The organism is Microlunatus sp. YIM B11417 (genome assembly GCF_059617205.1).
The window spans coordinates 523,271-537,599 of sequence record NZ_JCAMPJ010000004.1 but is presented as its reverse complement, the minus strand read 5'-3'; the positions used below and the strand labels follow the sequence as shown (position 1 = coordinate 537,599).

Here is a 14,329-nt window from a genome sequence, read left to right as displayed (position 1 = left end):
TTCATGCGGACGGCTTCGCGGCCTGGGCCAGCGCGTCACCGGCCAGCCGGTGCACGGTCCACTCGTCCATCGGCACGGCGCCGAGGCTGCGGTAGAAGTCGAGCGCCGGCTGGTTCCAGTCCAGCACGGCCCACTCGAACCGGCCGTAGTCGCGGGCCACGGCGATCGCCGCCAACGACTGCAGCAGCGCCTTGCCGAGACCGCTGCCCCGGCTCTCCGGGCTGACGTACAGGTCCTCCAGGTAGATGCCCAGCTTCCCTTCCCAGGTTGAGAAGTTGAGGAAGTAGATCGCCATGCCGACCACTCGCTGTTGATCTTCGGCGACCAGAGCGTAGACCCGGGGGTCGGGGTCGAACAGCAGCGCCGTGAGCTGCTCCTCGGTGATCTTGACCGCGTCCGGTTCGCGCTCGTACGCGGCGAGTTCCTTGATCAGACCGATCAGGGCCGGCACATCGGTCTCGGCGGCCGGGCGGACGGCGGGATGGAGTTCGGGCATCGGAAGAGTCACAGGGACCAATATGACCGATCCGCCCGGCGGCAGGATAGGCGCATGAACGAGCTGGCCGAGGTGTACGCCGATCGCCCTGCTCGCCACCGGCCGGGATGGTCCGCCTGACCTCGAGCTGACCAGGGTGGACGCCAGTGATCACGGCCGGGTGGAACGCAGCCGGCAGCATCGGGACGACGTCCGCGTCTACGCCACCGACGGCGCGGTGCTGACCATCGGCCGCGGCGTCGCGGGCCGCTGGGAGGCGGCGTTCGAGGTCGATCCCGCCCACCGGGGCCGAGGCCTGGGACGCCGGCTGGTCGAGGCCGCGCGGCACCTGGTCCCCGATGGAGCGGGCGTATGGTGTCAGGTCACCCCGGGCAACGCGGCCTCGCTGCGGGCGGTGCTCGCCGCCGGCTACCAGCCGGTCGGGTCCGAGGTGATCTTCGACCCGATCTGAGCCCGCACCCAACCCTGGGGAGGCAGCGATGTCGTACGACCCGACCGCCTACAGCGGCGCCGCGATCCACTACCGACCGGGCCGGCCGCCGTACGCACCGGAGCTGGAGGCCGTGCTCACCCGGGAGGCGGGCCTGGACGGCACCGGCCGGCTGCTCGATGTCGGCTGCGGCCCGGGCATCCTCACCGTCCGGCTGGCGCCTCTGTTCGACACCGCCGTCGGACTCGATCCGGACCCGGACATGCTGGCGGAGGGACGGCGCGAGGCCGAGGCGAGCAGGCTGACCGGGATCGACTGGGTCCAGGCGCTGGCCGAGGAATTGCCGGCGGCGGCGCCCGGCCCGTACCGGCTGGTGACGTTCGGGCAGTCCTTCTACTGGACCGATCAGGAACTCGTCGCCGAACGGGTCTACGACCTGCTGGAGCCCGGCGGAACGCTGGCGCTGATCGGGCACGCGGCCGAGGGCCGGCCCAAGCCGCCGAACCCCGGGTCGCCACCGATCCCGCACGACGAGATCCGGACCGTGGTGCGGCGCTACCTCGGGCCGGAGCAGCGGCTCGGCCAGGGAACGGCGCCGCCGCCCGGGACGCACCGCTTCGAGGACGTCCTGGTCCGGACCCGGTTCGGGGCCCCGCGGACGATCTTCGTCCCGGGCATCCCGGATCTACGACGGAGCAGCGAGAGTGTGCTGTCCGGCTACTTCTCCTTCTCGTTCTCGGCGCCGCACCTGTTCGGCGACCAGGTGGACGACTTCGCCCGAGACGTACGAGAACTGCTGGCCGGTCACGCGCCGGACGGCCTCTTCTGGGACTGGCCCGGCGACACCCAGGTCGTGCTCGCCCGGAAGCCGCGCCTGCCCTGAGCCGACGCCAGGTCCCGGGCCCACCCAGCCTGCGGCCCGCGCCACGACATGACCCTCCAGCCGAGGTTCGGCTGGTCAGACGTGGACGATCTCCAGGTCGGCATCGACGCGAGCGATGTCCGCGTCATCCGAAGTGAGGACGGCACAGTGGCGTTCGCCTGCCGCGAGGGCCACGTGCACATCCACGATGTCGGCGTGCTTGACCCGGCCGATCGTGATCCCGATCTGCTCCGCACGCGCGGCCGTGAGTTCGTCGATGATCACCGGCCCATGATCAGCCCGGCCGGCCCTGATCAATCGCGCCAGGCCGGCCTGCCTCGGCCCGCCACGCCACAACCGCGCGACGACTGTCCGTGGCACGACCACCCGCACAGTGCCCGCCAGGACACCCTCGACGACGGTGAGCATGGACGGCTTCCGGCGTTCGAGCGCGATCAGGGCGCCGGTGTCGAGAACGAAGCCCCTCACGCGACCTTGCCCGCAGAACCTCGTTGCGCCCGATCAGCTGCCGCCAGCGCGTTGTCCATCCACTCCCGCGTGGCCTCGTCGACGGTCACGTCGGTCCGCAGATCAGCCACGATCCATTCGAGGTGCGCCCTGGCCTCCAACAGTTCCAGCCCCTCGGCCACGAGCGCGGAGACCGACTCCGCCCGCCCTTCGGCCACCGCAGCCGTCGCCCACTCGTAGAGATCGTCGGGGAGCGACACCCCGATCTTCCTGGTCATACCGACGATTGTACAACTGGTATGACCGCTGGCGGTCAGGTCCTTTGTGATCAGATCGGATAGCCGCCGGCGAGCGGCGCGCCGACCCGGACGGTGATCGGCACCGAGCCGCCGATCGGCGGGATCGGCGCTGCGTCGACGGCGACCACGGTCCCCGCGACGATGCCGAGGTAGTCCTGCCGGGCCTTCCGGGCCTCCTCGATCTTGGCGCCGACCGCCGCCCGTACGGCCGGGGTGAGGAAGGTGAGGCCGCGCGGGAAGACCTCGGCCAGCGTCTCGTCGCCGGCGACGAAGAAGTCGGCCGTGACGATGCGGTCGCCGCGGAGCGAGACCCGGAACTCCTGGAACTCGCGGCGGCAGTAGTCCTGCGGCGGGTAGAAGCATTCGAAGCCGGACTCCTGCAGGTCGCCGACCGCCAGGCTCATCCGGTTGGCGTAGTGCGCGGCGTCCGACGGCCACCGGTCCACCGATGCGTCGTGCCCCGCAACGAGCAGCCCGGGGCTGCTGGACATCGTGTAGTCGGCATGATCATCGCGCCAACTGCGGGTGAACGCTCCCTCCTTAGCCCTGGCCCGCTCGAGCCACCGGCCGTGATCAAGGTCGTAACCGGCCAGCTCCTCGGCGATCCGCTCGGCGCTGTCCGGCCACAGCGCGCCGAGACTCGGCGCGGCCACCGCGGTCAGTCGCTCGATGTCCGAGCGGCGATCGGGGTTGTCCTGCTCGAGAACCGGCGGCTGCGGGAACCAGGCCCAGGCCAGCCGATCGTGCTCGTCCAGCAGGAACTGGGCCACCCAGGGATCCTCGGTGACCCGGTTGCGGCACCACAGTGCCCGTCCCTCGGCGTTGCTCCGGACCTGGGCACAGAAGGCACCGGCCGCGACCAGCGGCCCGGTGATCGTTTCGGCCGTTCCGGGCGGTACCGGCCGGGCGACGCTGTCCTCGCCCACCGGATCCTGTGGCTGATACCGGTCGGGCGGCGGAAGCCGTACTTCCGGCGGCTCGATCGTGCAGGCCGTGGCCAGGAGTACCGCCGACACCATGATCAGCAAGGAGACGATCAGCCCTCCGGCTCGGCGCATCCGTACCTCAATCCTGTTGTCGACGCGCGATTCAGGATAGTCGCGACCGCACAGGCCGCCGGCCGGCCTGTGCGGTGCCTTTCACGGCCCGGAGACGGCTCCGTAACACCGCCGGAACGCGCGGAACCTAGCGTCGGCGACCAACGCCCGTCGCACGCATGCCCTTCAGCCTGGGGAGGCTCCAGCCCATGTCGTACGTCAGTCCCACCGAACTCGCGCAGCAGATGATCAACGCCGGCGCGGCCAAGGTGCAGTTGAGCACCCGCGACACGTTGATCCGCGCCTTCATGGCCGGCGCGATCCTCGCCCTGGCCGCCGCGTTCGCGGTCACCATCTCGACCAAGACCGGGCAGCCGCTGATCGGGGCGCTGCTGTTCCCGGTCGGGTTCTGCCTGCTCGTCCTGCTCGGCTTCGACCTGCTGACCGGTGTGTTCACGCTGGCGCCGCTTGCCTGGCTGGACCGGCGGCCCGGCATCACGGTCCGGGCCGTGCTGCGCAACTGGGGCCTGGTCTTCCTGGGCAACTTCGCCGGCGCGCTGACCGTTGCGCTCATGATGGCCGTCTACTTCACGTACGGCTTCACGCAGGCACCGGACGCGGTCGGCCAGGCGATCGGCCAGATCGGCGCGAGCCGGACGGTCGGCTATGCCGATCATGGTGCCGCCGGCATGCTGACCCTGTTCCTGCGTGGCGTGATGTGCAACTGGATGGTCTCGACCGGCGTGATCGGCGCCCTGGTGTCGAAGAGCGTGCCCGGCAAGATCCTCTGCATGTGGCTGCCGGTGCTGGTCTTCTTCTACATGGGCTTCGAGCACTCGATCGTCAACATGTTCCTGTTCCCGTCCGGGTTGCTGCTGGGCGGCGAGTTCACGGTGATCGACTACCTGCTCTGGAACGAGATCCCCACCGTGCTGGGGAACCTGGTCGGCGGTCTCACGTTCGTCGGCCTGCCGATCTTCCTCACCCACGCCCGCACCCGACGCGCCCGGAGCGTGGTCGCCGAGCCCGTCGTGGCCGAGACCAAGCCGGCCGCCACCCCCGACCGAGTCCCGGCCGTCGCCGGCGCCGAGAGCTGATCATGGAAGACTCGATCATGGACAAGGCGACCGCGGCCACCTTGATCAACTCGGCCAGGGTCCGCCGCGGAGTCAGCTGGGCCGAGTTGGCCCAGGCTGTCGACGCCCCACTGGTATGGACCACCGCCGCGCTGCTCGGCTCGCATCCGATGACCGAGGCCCAGGCCGCCGCTGCCTGCGCGCTGCTCGACCTGGACGACCGGGTCGCGGAAAGCCTGCGGCAGCAGCCGGCCCGCGGCCCGGATCCCCGGCTCGCCGCGGATCCGACGGTCTACCGATTCACCGAGGCGCTCGCCGTGTACGGCCCGGCCCTGAAGGAACTGATCCACGAGGAGTTCGGCGACGGCATCATGAGCGCGATCAACTTCAAGATCGACTTCGCGCGGCGGCCGGACCCGGACGGCGACCGGGTGGTCGTCACCTTCGACGGGAAGTTCCTCGACTATCGCTGGTGATCAACTCTTCCGTGACACACTGCGGCGATGGACGAGTTGACCGGCTACCAGGGCACGGACTTCTACTGCGACGTGGCGCTGCGCCGGACCGGGGAGCTCGACGTCGTCGCCGAGACCAACCAGGTGCTGGCGTTCCGGCACACCCGGCCGTACTGGCGTGATCATGTCGTCGTCATTCCCAAGGTCCATCTGGCCTCGCTGATCACCGTCACCGAGGCCGACGAGCCGGTGCTGCGGGACCTGTTCGCCGTGGTCCGCCGGATCGCCGCCGAGCTGACGGCCGAGCGGGGCGCGGCCCGCGTCCTGACCAACCTCGGCGACTACCAGGACTCCAAGCACCTGCACGTGCACGTGGCGAGCGGACCGGTCCTCGGCTGACCAGGTGGCTGGCGTCGAACGAGCGCTGAGCCCGTCGAAGTGCCGAGCCAGATCGGGCCCCTGCCCTTCGACAGGCTCAGGGAGCGTGTCGGCCTAAGGGCCGTTCCGGCGCAGGGCCCGGTCCAGCACGACCAGGCCGACGCAGCCGATCAAGGTCAGCACGGCCGGCAGCAGGAACACCCGGGGCAGGCCGAACGTGCCGACCGCGATCCCGCCGATCACACCGCCCACCGCGCCGGCCACCGGGATCGAGCTCATGAACAGGCCGGACGCGGTGGCCACCCGCTCGGGATAGAGATCCTGGGCGATCGTCACGCCGAGGACGCCGATACAGGCCCAGAGCAGGGCGATCTGCAGCTGCCCGGCGAACAGCCCGGCCGCCCCGTCCGAGAAGGCGTACGTGAGGTTGCCGGTGACGCCGAACGCGACGCCGACCGGCAGCACCCGGAGCGCACCGAACCGGTCCGCCAATCGTGCCGCGATCGGCATCAGGGCGAACTCCAGCAGCGGCTGGACGCCGATCACGGCACCGCGCAGCAGCGGCGACAGGTGCAACTGCTGTTCCATGTAGATCGGCAGGTAGCCGAACTTCATCGTGTCGCCGGCCATCGCCAGCACGATCAACGCCATGAAGATCAACAACGGCAGCATCCGCCGCACGCCCGGATCCCGTACGGTGCCGGGCGTCTCGGGCCGGCGGTAGCGGAGCACCCGCTGCCGGCCGAGCGGCACGATCTGCAGCAGCACCAGAGCCGCGGTCGCGAACACCATCGCTCGGAGTCCGGCGAAGCTGCCGTACCAACTGCCGAGGACGGGCCCGAGCACCCAGCCGGCCGTGAACGCCATCCGCACCAGCGCGATCACCTGGTTGTCGACCGTCGTCGGATGCCGACTCAGCTCGTCACGGCAGGCGGCGAACAACTGCCCCATCGCCGCACCGCCGATGCTCAGCGCGACCACACTGACCACGAACGGCACCCAGATCGCCTGGGCCAGCCCGACGACCAGCCAGCCCACCGCGCCGACGACCGCGCAGACCCGGAACATCAGGAGTCGATCGGCTGAGCGGTCCGACCAGCGTCCGACCAGGAAGCCGGCGACCGGCGCCGCCAGATTGGTCAGGTAGTACAGGCCGGCCACGGTCAGCGACGCGTGCAGCTCCTCGACCAGGAACAGCGTCAACTGCGGCGTCACCGCGGAGACCCCGATTCCGGAGCAGAACAGGGCGACCACGGCGGCCCGGAGGAACCGGGAGCGGGCGACCACGCCGATCGCCGTGTCGCCCGCCTGCATTGCTCCGTACGCCTCCCCGCAGACCCGCTCGGGCCGGCGGATCAACGGTACGGGAAGCGATCTCAGCCGCTCGCGGCGACCGGCTCCGGAGCGAGGTAGGCCAGCTCGGTCACCCAGCGGGACGGGTCGGGTTCCTGCTCGGGATCGGTCAGGTACGCCTCGTACATCAGGCCCCCAGCGGAGCCGGTCCGGGCTGCCGGTCAACGCGATCCCGTGCGCCGCGGCCCAGTCGACCAGCGCGGTGTGCGACCCGCTGATCGTGTCGGGATGGCCGCGGTGCTCCAGCACCAGGTAGCGCCCGGCCGGGAACGCTCCGCTGATCACCCGTTCGCCGCCGGCCCCAGCTCGGTCGCGACCGCTCGGCGAGCCGACCCGCGGAGCAGGTCCAGGCAGAGGTTGGTCGCGATCCGGTAGAGCCAGGTGCTGAATGCGCCTCGGGCCGGATCGTACGAGTCGGCCGCCCGCCAGGCTCGCAACATCGTCTCCTGCACCGCGTCCTCGGCCGCACCACCGAGCATCCGGTAGCAGAACCCAGTCAGCCCGATCCGGTGCGCCTCCAGCTGCTCGGCCGGGAACGTGCTCATCTCAGGGGCGGGAGGGATGCCAGGCCGGAAGGTTCTCCGGGCTGCGCGGGTAGGCCTCTTGATCATCTTCGAGCATCTCGGGAGTGAAATCGCCGTCGAACGGAGCCTCGTCGTAATCGAAGTCAGTCTCCAGTTGGCCGTCCGACGTCAGTGTGAAGGTCGCGGTGTACCAGGTGCCAACACCTTCCTGATACATGGAGTCGCGCAGGTCATCGAGTGCGAAATGACCATCAGGTCCCACGCCTTGCGACTCGTCGACCGTTCCGTCGGACAACTCGATCCGCTGCGACGTTTGCACGGTGGACGAGACCGCCGAAACCCGTAGCGTGATGGACCTCCATCCTTCGGGCGCGGACGCGGCCATAGCTGCGCCGATCTTCGCAAGCTGGCAAGAATCAGGGTTCATCGTTCGAAGCCTCCGCTCGTCGGTGGGGTTTGTTCAGGATGCCCTGCTCGAACTTCTTGCCATCGATCCACCAGGTCAGGGACAAGGCATCCGGACGTGGGCTGTCCGATCGGTAGGTCAAGGCGATCTCCACTCTCACTTCTCGTCCAGCCTCGATCCCCCGCCGCCAAGCGTTCTCGGCCATCTTGTAGGAGCCGAGGTTGACCTTGTTTCCTTCCATAGCCGTCAGGTTGATCGTCTCGCCCGGGCCCTGGAAGATTCTCGCGAACAGGTGCCCCGCGTGATCACCGGGGAGCTTACCGATCAGCTGCGCCTGCGCCGATTTGTCCCGCGGATGATCAAGATCGACGACCTCCAGCTTCGCCGAGGCGTGGACGACGCGACCCAGTTGATCGGTGCGATAGGTGAAGCGATCGTCGACCACCACCGTGCTGTCCGGCGGAGGGCGGTTCAGCAACTCCTTGTGCTCCTGATCCGTGGTCTCCAGACGCAGCGGCCCCGGATCCTTGACCTCGTCCGCGTGGCCGTACTGCTCGTGCAACTCGGTGTCGACCAACCACACCGTCCGGCCGTCGCCGGACTTGTGCCACGTCTTGCCCTCCGGCGTGCTCTCCCAGCCGAAGATCACGTTGACCCGGTCGTCCACCTCAGCCTGTTCCGGGCGGTCGAAACCCTTCCGCAGCTCGACCGTCTTGCTCGCGTACCGACCAAGATCAGGATGCCCGGTCTCCGTGTAGTCGACCCCGGCCGGGTAGCGCTCCCGGAGTGGCTCGGCGGCCGGCTGGGTGCTGCCGGCCAGGTCGGTCCGGCCCTCCGGCAGGCGGAAGGATTCCGGATCTCGCTCCTCCTCCGGTCCCTCGTACCGCTCGTACACCAGCTCGTCCCGACGACTCAGGTCACCCGGCGGGAACACCGGGCGATATTCCGACCAGGCTGTGGCGGGAAACTTCCGTTGCCGATCCTGGTCGAGCGGCGTGTTGTCCGGTCCCTCGACCGGCACGGTCCGGAAGTGCTCCAGGGCCCGATCCTGTCGCTCGTACGGCTCCCGCCGCTGCGCCTCGTGCGTCTCCGGCGGTCCCCACACCGCCGGCTGCTGATCTTGTCCCTGGCCGAGGAGAGCTCCGCGGCCTGCCGGGCATCCTCGCGCGCGGTCTCCTCCTTCGCCACGAACTCCTCGCGCGAGATTCCGCGTTCCGAAGCCTTCGCGATCCGCGCCTCCCGAGCCTCGTACCGCTGGCGGATCATCTCCTGGCGCAACTCGGACAGGGCCTGGTCGGCGCGGTGGCGATCATCATCATCAGACCGCTCCGGCGATCTCGGTTCCACGTCACGGTCGTCCGCCGCCTCACGCCCACCGTCGACCCGACCCAACTCCCGCACCGCCCTCACCTCCCGCCGCTCCGCCGAGGCTAGCCGACCACGCCGATCGTGGACAGACCGTCGAGCCCACGCCTGCATCCGCGCCGTTGTCGAGAGTCCCACCCATCTCGCGGTCTGAGGGCTGAACTGAATTCCTAGTCGATCGTGAAGTTCTGCACCACGTGACCGTCGGCTCCGGTCCGCTCGTCGTACGGCATCGGGATGGCACGCCGCCAGAACGCCGTCGCTCCCTCGTTGCCCAGCACCTGGGTGACTTTCCACGGTCCCGGATGACGACGCAGGGCACATGGCGGGGCGTGGGGTTGTCGACATTCCCACGCATTTCGGTACTGGACCCGTGGCGTTGTCGACAATCCCACTCAACTCCACGGACCCGCCGTGCCGGCCCACGCGCTGCGACCCCCGGGTCGGTCAGGACGACCGGTAGTCGATCTTGACCGGCCCGTGGTCGGGCCGCTGGGTGAAGGTCCGGGTGCCGGCGGGGAATTCGATCATGAGCCGGTCCGGGGCCGGCCAGGTGACGCGGAGGGCGAGCGCGTTGTCGGGGCCGAGCGGCACCGCCCCGTGATCGCCGTCGGCGCTGAAGATCTCGTTGGCGTCGCCGACCGCCTCGCCGGGGCCGACGAGGGAGACGTGAGTGCTGTAGCCCGAGGTGGCGCCGCAGTTCTTCACGAGGACGACCGCCGTCCGGTCGCCCGCCGGGGCGGCGACCCGGTTCACCTCGGTCCGTTCGCACGGGTCCGGACCGGCGCCGCAGCCGGCCGCGCCGAGGACACCGAACAAGATCAGCAGCAGGGCACCGAGGCCGCGAGACATCACAGGGACGAGGTTCGCACGGACCGGGCTCGAACGCCGCCCGTTGTCAATGCGTAACCGATCGGTTACGCTTTTCGTCATGGACGGGGCACGAGCGATCGCGGACCCGGTGCGCCGGGAGATTCTCGAACTGCTGCACGCCGCCCCGCAGCCGGCGGGCCGGATCGCGGAGCGGTTCCCGATCAGCCGGCCGGCGGTCAGCAAGCACCTGCGGATCCTCGTCGAGTGCGGCGTCGTCGAGGCCGAACTCGTCGGGCGGCAACGGATCTATCGCCTGCGTACGGAGCCGTTGGCCGAGGTCGCGGACTACCTGAACCGGCTGCTCGGGCCTTCGCTGCCGAGCCGGCTCGACGCGCTGGCCACCGAGGTCGCCCGCGCCCGCCGCGACCGCCGTACCGGAACCTCAGACAACCCGAAGGAGCAATCAGCATGAGCACACCGACCCCGACCGGGCGCCTGGTCCCGACCGCCGAAGGCCTCGATCTGGTCCTGACCCGGAGCCTGCCCGGCTCGATCGACGACGCCTGGGCCAGCATCACCGAACCGGACCGGACCGCCCGCTGGATCGGCCGCTGGGAGGGCGAGGGTGCTGTCGGAGCGACGATCAAGCTGCAGCTGGGCTTCGAGGAGGAGACCCCGTGGACCGAGGTCAAGATCACCGAGTGCGCGGCGCCGAGTCGGCTCCGGGTCCTGACCATCGACGATCACGGCAGCTGGGACGTCAGCCTCGAGCTGAGCAGCGCCGGTGATCACGCCGAGCTGCGGTTCGTCATGCACCGCGTCGATCCCGCCGGTGTCGGCGACGTCGGACCCGGCTGGGAGTACTACCTTGATCAGCTGCTGGCCTCGCTGACCGACGGGCCGCTGCCGGACTTCAACGACTACTACCCGGCTCAGCGTTCTCACTTCGAGGCTCAGGTTTCCTGATCATGAACGGGCCGTGCTAGAACACGAGGTATGGCCTCCCCTTCCTTGATCGTCGTCAGTGGTCCGCCCGGTTCCGGCAAGACCACGCTGGCCCACAAGATCGCGCAGGGCGTCGGTTGTCCGGCCATCTGCCGGGACGAGCTCAAGGAGGGCATGGTGCACGCGCACCCCGGTTTCGTGCCCGGCCCGGTCGACGAGCTGAACCTGCGCACCTTCCCAGCGTTCTTCGGGGTCGTCGAGTATCTGCTCCGGGCCGGGATCACGGTGGTCGCCGAGGCGGCGTTCCAGGACAAGTTGTGGCGCCCGGGACTGACCCCGATCCTCGACCTGGCCGCCGTCCGCCTGGTCCGCTGCCAGGTCGATCCGGACACCGTCGAGGCCCGGATCCGCCGCCGCTACGAGGAGAACGGGCTCCGCGCCGCCGCCCACGGCGATCTTGATCATCTCGCCGAGGTCCGGGAACGTACGCTGAACTTCGACCCGATCACCCTGGACGTCCCGACCGTCGACGTCGACACCACCGACGGCTACGACCCGGGGCTGCCCGACCTGATCACCTTCGCCCGCACCTGATCGACGTTCCCTGAGCCTGTCGAAGGGCCGGGCCACACCGAACCCTTCGACAGGCTCAGGGCGCGGAGGGGCTGAGCCAGTCGATGATCGTCTGCCGGTAGACGTCGAACCAGTCGCCGCCGGCCATCAGCTCGTAGTGCAGCGCGTCCACCCGCTGGATCGCCCGATAGCAGGCCAGGCTCCGCGACAGGTCGGCGTCGAGCTCGAGCCCGTACCCTTCCAGGGCCGGCCGGAAGATCTCGTCGTCGGCGACCGACAACCGGGCCACGTCGTACAACGGATCGCCGTACGAGGTGTCGCCCCAATCGATGATCGCGGACAGCCGCCCGTCCGCGACGAACAGATGCGCCGGCTTCAGGTCGCAGTGCAGCAGCGCGCCCTCGCCCTCGTACGCGATCGCATCGGCATGATCGGCCACCGCGGCCCGGAATCCGTCGGCGAGCTCGGCGGTGATCACACCGTGCCGGACCAGCGGCTCGGTCTTCGCCACGATGTCCGCGATCCGGTCGGCCCAGGAGCCGAAGGTCCCGGCCGCCGGCCCGTTCCGGAACTGGACCAGCCCGTAGCCGGGCCCGCCGGTCCGGTGATAGCGGCGGATCGCTCGCCCGGCCTCGACCAGCGCGTCACGGTCGGCCCCGTCCGCCGGGCCGCCGGCGACCCAGCCGGTGATCATGAACCCGCGGCCGTCGCCCAGCTCGCCCGCGGCCGCGACCGGCGGCACCGGTACGCCGGCCTCGGCCGCCCGTTCCAGTCCCCACCGCTCGCCGGCGAGCTCGGTCTCGGCGGCGAGCTTGATCGAGAACCGGCCGCGTTCGGTGTCCAGCCGGAGGTTCTGGTTGCCGACCGACCCGGCCAGCGGGGCCGTCGCGGTCACGGGAACGGCCAGGGCACGCTCGGCGATAGCGCGGATGTCGGCCTCGGCGAGCTGAGGAGCAGGGACGGGTTCGGTCATCGCGGGCCAGCCTAGGCACGGGGAGCACCCGGCGCGAGCAGATTTCCGCCGTCTCGTACCCTCGACCGGGTGAGTCCCGTCGAGATCCTGTTGATCCTGCTCGCCGGAGTCGGCGCCGGCACGATCAACGCGGTGGTCGGTTCCGGCACCATGATCACCTTCCCGACCTTGATCACCTTCGGGTACGAGCCGGTGGTGGCCACCATGTCCAACGCGATCGGCCAGGTGCCCGGCAGCGCGTCCGGATCCTGGGGCTACCGGCGCGAGCTCAAGGGCCAGGGGCGCCGGCTGCTGCAGCTGCTGCCGGCCTCGCTGCTCGGCGCGATCTGCGGCGCCTGGCTGCTGCTGCACCTGCCGCAGACGGTGTTCCGGGTGATCGTCCCGGTGCTGCTCGGACTGGCGGTGCTGCTGGTCGTGCTGCAGCCCAAGATCCAGGCCTGGGCCCGGCGCCGCGCCGAGGCAGCCGGCGAGGACGGCGAGACGCTGTCCCGCGGCAAGACCGTGTTGTTGATCTTCCTGGTCTTCCTGATCGGCATCTACGGCGGCTACTTCACCGCTGCACAAGGGATTCTGCTGGTCGGCGCGATGGGCGCCCTGATGCCGGAGAGCATGCAGCGGCTGAACGCACTGAAGAACGTGCTCGCGCTCGGCGTCAACATCGTCGCCGCGATCGCCTACACGATCGTGGCCTTCGACCGGATCAGCTGGCCCGCGGCCGGCCTGATCGCCGGCGGCACCCTGATCGGTGGCTTCATCGGAGCCAGCGTCGGCCGCCGACTGCCGCCGATCGCGCTCCGGACGATCATCGTCGTCCTCGGCGTGATCGCGATCGCCCGGCTGCTGCTCAGCTGATCACCGGAACCGGTCGGCCAGGAAGTCCAGCGTCGCCGCCAACGTGTCCCGGGCGTCGACTCCGTCCAGCTTGAACTGGTACTCGTGCCCGAGCGCCGGTTCATGATCATCGGCGAAGAACCGCTCCGTCACCGGTACGCCGAGCTCGGCGAGCCGGGCAGCCAGGGCGCGGGACTGGGCCGGCGTCAGCCCGTCGGCGTTCCCGCCGGAGATGAACGTGGCCGGGAAGTCGCGGGTGACGAAACGCAGCGTCGACATCTCCCGGCCGGCCGCGGTCTCGGACCAGTCGCGCTCGCCGGAGTAGGCCCACAGCGCGGTCTTGAAGCCCCAGCCGACGATCCCGGTGCTCCCGGCGAGCGCCTGGAGGTCGTACACGCCGCAGTGCAGGATCACCCCGCGCAACTGTTCCGACCGGAGCGCCGGCGTCAGCCCGGTCGTCGCCGCGTAGCCGGGGTTGGTCACCGCCACCGCGAGCTGACTGGCCAGCTGGGCACCGGCCGAGTCGCCGGCCAGCACGATCCGGTCCGGGTCCAGCCCGAACGCGCCCGCCTGCTCGACGAGGCGCGCCAGCGTCGTGTTGAGCTGATGCACCGCGGCCGGATAGGTCTGCTCGGGTCCGAGCGGATAGTTCAGCCCGGCGGTCGCGTAGCCGTGCCCGGCCAGGATCCGCAGGTACGGCGCCACGTCCTCCTTCCAGCCCGAGATCCACGCCCCGCCGTGAATCCAGACCACGACCGGCAGCGGGCCGGTGGCGTCGACCGGCGTGAAGAGGTCGTAGCGGGCCGGCCGATCGAGCCCGGTGTCGAGATCGGTCCGGGCCACCAGCCGGGTCGGCGGCACATGCCGCTCCAGCTCCCGTACGGTGTCGGCCGCGCCCCGCTCGAACAGGGCCCGGATCAGCAGCGCCGACGGCCACGGCGTGACCGCGCCGACGGCGGCCCCGGCGCCGACCACGGCCCCCGCACCGGCGACGGAGAGCAGCGCACGGCGCCGCCAGCGACGTTTCGTTTCGGGCACCCGCACA

20 protein-coding genes are annotated in these 14,329 nt (G+C 70.1%); 9 read left to right on the top strand and 11 right to left on the bottom strand.

All coding sequences use genetic code 11. From position 1 onward, the window contains the following. Position 1 precedes the first annotated feature (1 nt). Complete coding sequence (locus AC6CCG_RS22100; protein ID WP_496656824.1) at positions 2–508, bottom strand: GNAT family N-acetyltransferase; 507 nt, start codon at positions 506–508, stop codon at positions 2–4. 124 nt (positions 509–632) lie between these two features. Here AC6CCG_RS22100 and AC6CCG_RS22095 point away from each other — a divergent pair, with 124 nt between their 5' ends. Both AC6CCG_RS22095 and AC6CCG_RS22090 read left to right on the top strand, forming a co-directional pair. Beyond that, entirely contained in the window at positions 633–947 is a 315-nt protein-coding gene (locus AC6CCG_RS22095) for a GNAT family N-acetyltransferase (protein WP_496656823.1), read from the top strand. A gap of 28 nt (positions 948–975) precedes the next feature. Further along, positions 976–1,809, top strand: a complete 834-nt coding sequence (locus tag AC6CCG_RS22090) for a class I SAM-dependent methyltransferase (RefSeq protein ID WP_496656821.1) — start codon at positions 976–978, stop codon at positions 1,807–1,809. 75 nt (positions 1,810–1,884) lie between these two features. On the opposite strand, the gene AC6CCG_RS22085 is transcribed toward AC6CCG_RS22090, so the two are convergent. From AC6CCG_RS22085 to AC6CCG_RS22075, 3 genes are read right to left on the bottom strand one after another with little or no spacing between them, the layout of a single operon-like run. Then, positions 1,885–2,277: a PIN domain-containing protein gene (locus AC6CCG_RS22085; protein ID WP_496656820.1), complete on the bottom strand. Its 393-nt coding sequence runs from the start codon at positions 2,275–2,277 to the stop codon at positions 1,885–1,887. Beyond that, the gene (locus AC6CCG_RS22080; protein WP_496656818.1) at positions 2,274–2,534 is read right to left on the bottom strand and encodes a ribbon-helix-helix domain-containing protein; all 261 of its coding nucleotides are present in this window, start codon (positions 2,532–2,534) and stop codon (positions 2,274–2,276) included. The genes AC6CCG_RS22085 and AC6CCG_RS22080 overlap by 4 nt, the downstream gene beginning before the upstream one ends. Before the next feature lie 50 nt (positions 2,535–2,584). Next, on the bottom strand, positions 2,585–3,613 hold the full coding sequence (locus tag AC6CCG_RS22075; RefSeq protein WP_496656817.1) for a hypothetical protein: 1,029 nt from the start codon (positions 3,611–3,613) through the stop codon (positions 2,585–2,587). 188 nt (positions 3,614–3,801) lie between these two features. Here AC6CCG_RS22075 and AC6CCG_RS22070 point away from each other — a divergent pair, with 188 nt between their 5' ends. Genes AC6CCG_RS22070 through AC6CCG_RS22060 form a run of 3 tightly spaced genes read left to right on the top strand, consistent with a single transcriptional unit; the run spans position 3,802 to position 5,522 of the window. After that, the gene (locus AC6CCG_RS22070) at positions 3,802–4,689 is read left to right on the top strand and encodes a formate/nitrite transporter family protein (RefSeq protein WP_496656816.1); all 888 of its coding nucleotides are present in this window, start codon (positions 3,802–3,804) and stop codon (positions 4,687–4,689) included. A 2-nt stretch (positions 4,690–4,691) separates the two neighbouring features. After that, on the top strand, positions 4,692–5,144 hold the full coding sequence (gene cynS / locus AC6CCG_RS22065) for a cyanase (RefSeq protein ID WP_496656815.1): 453 nt from the start codon (positions 4,692–4,694) through the stop codon (positions 5,142–5,144). A gap of 27 nt (positions 5,145–5,171) precedes the next feature. Beyond that, positions 5,172–5,522 carry an HIT family protein gene (locus AC6CCG_RS22060; RefSeq protein ID WP_496656814.1) on the top strand — a complete coding sequence of 117 codons (351 nt, stop codon included), beginning with the start codon at positions 5,172–5,174 and terminating at the stop codon, positions 5,520–5,522. Between the two features lie 93 nt (positions 5,523–5,615). On the opposite strand, the gene AC6CCG_RS22055 is transcribed toward AC6CCG_RS22060, so the two are convergent. The 5 genes from AC6CCG_RS22055 to AC6CCG_RS22035 form a co-directional block, all read right to left on the bottom strand. After that, the gene (locus tag AC6CCG_RS22055) at positions 5,616–6,815 is read right to left on the bottom strand and encodes an MFS transporter (protein WP_496656813.1); all 1,200 of its coding nucleotides are present in this window, start codon (positions 6,813–6,815) and stop codon (positions 5,616–5,618) included. A gap of 320 nt (positions 6,816–7,135) precedes the next feature. Further along, on the bottom strand, positions 7,136–7,399 hold the full coding sequence (locus AC6CCG_RS22050) for a sigma-70 family RNA polymerase sigma factor (RefSeq protein ID WP_496656812.1): 264 nt from the start codon (positions 7,397–7,399) through the stop codon (positions 7,136–7,138). A gap of 1 nt (position 7,400) precedes the next feature. After that, the gene (locus tag AC6CCG_RS22045) at positions 7,401–7,805 is read right to left on the bottom strand and encodes a hypothetical protein (RefSeq protein ID WP_496656811.1); all 405 of its coding nucleotides are present in this window, start codon (positions 7,803–7,805) and stop codon (positions 7,401–7,403) included. Next, on the bottom strand, positions 7,795–8,889 hold the full coding sequence (locus AC6CCG_RS22040) for a DNA/RNA non-specific endonuclease (RefSeq protein ID WP_496656810.1): 1,095 nt from the start codon (positions 8,887–8,889) through the stop codon (positions 7,795–7,797). Before AC6CCG_RS22040 ends, AC6CCG_RS22045 begins: the two co-directional genes overlap by 11 nt. Positions 8,890–9,596: 707 nt before the next feature. Further along, a complete protein-coding gene (locus AC6CCG_RS22035) occupies positions 9,597–10,001 on the bottom strand; it encodes a hypothetical protein (protein WP_496656809.1) in 405 nt (134 codons plus the stop codon). Between the two features lie 79 nt (positions 10,002–10,080). On the opposite strand from AC6CCG_RS22035, the gene AC6CCG_RS22030 reads away from it, so the two are divergent. The 3 genes from AC6CCG_RS22030 to AC6CCG_RS22020 are packed head-to-tail and all read left to right on the top strand — an operon-like array spanning position 10,081 to position 11,501. Next, entirely contained in the window at positions 10,081–10,434 is a 354-nt protein-coding gene (locus AC6CCG_RS22030) for an ArsR/SmtB family transcription factor (RefSeq protein ID WP_496656808.1), read from the top strand. Further along, positions 10,431–10,928, top strand: coding sequence for an SRPBCC family protein (locus AC6CCG_RS22025; protein ID WP_496656807.1), 498 nt, complete (start codon positions 10,431–10,433; stop codon positions 10,926–10,928). Before AC6CCG_RS22030 ends, AC6CCG_RS22025 begins: the two co-directional genes overlap by 4 nt. Before the next feature lie 30 nt (positions 10,929–10,958). Then, positions 10,959–11,501 (top strand): P-loop nucleotide/nucleoside kinase family protein, encoded by a 543-nt coding sequence (locus AC6CCG_RS22020; RefSeq protein ID WP_496656806.1) that lies wholly within the window; start codon positions 10,959–10,961, stop codon positions 11,499–11,501. A gap of 55 nt (positions 11,502–11,556) precedes the next feature. Here the strand turns inward: AC6CCG_RS22020 and AC6CCG_RS22015 are convergent, their stop codons facing one another. Further along, positions 11,557–12,453, bottom strand: a complete 897-nt coding sequence (locus tag AC6CCG_RS22015) for a phosphotransferase family protein (protein ID WP_496656805.1) — start codon at positions 12,451–12,453, stop codon at positions 11,557–11,559. Between the two features lie 69 nt (positions 12,454–12,522). Here AC6CCG_RS22015 and AC6CCG_RS22010 point away from each other — a divergent pair, with 69 nt between their 5' ends. Continuing rightward, positions 12,523–13,305, top strand: a complete 783-nt coding sequence (locus AC6CCG_RS22010) for a sulfite exporter TauE/SafE family protein (protein WP_496656803.1) — start codon at positions 12,523–12,525, stop codon at positions 13,303–13,305. Here AC6CCG_RS22010 and AC6CCG_RS22005 read toward each other — a convergent pair whose 3' ends face one another. Next, positions 13,306–14,322, bottom strand: coding sequence for an alpha/beta hydrolase (locus AC6CCG_RS22005; protein WP_496656802.1), 1,017 nt, complete (start codon positions 14,320–14,322; stop codon positions 13,306–13,308). Positions 14,323–14,329 lie beyond the last annotated feature (7 nt).

Coding starts and splice junctions, on each gene's coding strand:
- AC6CCG_RS22090 (WP_496656821.1), top strand. CDS start 976: ATGTCGTACGACCCGACCGCCTACAGCGGCGCCGCGATCCACTACCGA.
- AC6CCG_RS22080 (WP_496656818.1), bottom strand. CDS start 2,534: ATGACCAGGAAGATCGGGGTGTCGCTCCCCGACGATCTCTACGAGTGG.
- AC6CCG_RS22075 (WP_496656817.1), bottom strand. CDS start 3,613: ATGCGCCGAGCCGGAGGGCTGATCGTCTCCTTGCTGATCATGGTGTCG.
- AC6CCG_RS22070 (WP_496656816.1), top strand. CDS start 3,802: ATGTCGTACGTCAGTCCCACCGAACTCGCGCAGCAGATGATCAACGCC.
- cynS (WP_496656815.1), top strand. CDS start 4,692: ATGGAAGACTCGATCATGGACAAGGCGACCGCGGCCACCTTGATCAAC.
- AC6CCG_RS22060 (WP_496656814.1), top strand. CDS start 5,172: ATGGACGAGTTGACCGGCTACCAGGGCACGGACTTCTACTGCGACGTG.
- AC6CCG_RS22055 (WP_496656813.1), bottom strand. CDS start 6,815: ATGCAGGCGGGCGACACGGCGATCGGCGTGGTCGCCCGCTCCCGGTTC.
- AC6CCG_RS22050 (WP_496656812.1), bottom strand. CDS start 7,399: ATGAGCACGTTCCCGGCCGAGCAGCTGGAGGCGCACCGGATCGGGCTG.
- AC6CCG_RS22045 (WP_496656811.1), bottom strand. CDS start 7,805: ATGAACCCTGATTCTTGCCAGCTTGCGAAGATCGGCGCAGCTATGGCC.
- AC6CCG_RS22035 (WP_496656809.1), bottom strand. CDS start 10,001: ATGTCTCGCGGCCTCGGTGCCCTGCTGCTGATCTTGTTCGGTGTCCTC.
- AC6CCG_RS22030 (WP_496656808.1), top strand. CDS start 10,081: ATGGACGGGGCACGAGCGATCGCGGACCCGGTGCGCCGGGAGATTCTC.
- AC6CCG_RS22025 (WP_496656807.1), top strand. CDS start 10,431: ATGAGCACACCGACCCCGACCGGGCGCCTGGTCCCGACCGCCGAAGGC.
- AC6CCG_RS22020 (WP_496656806.1), top strand. CDS start 10,959: ATGGCCTCCCCTTCCTTGATCGTCGTCAGTGGTCCGCCCGGTTCCGGC.
- AC6CCG_RS22015 (WP_496656805.1), bottom strand. CDS start 12,453: ATGACCGAACCCGTCCCTGCTCCTCAGCTCGCCGAGGCCGACATCCGC.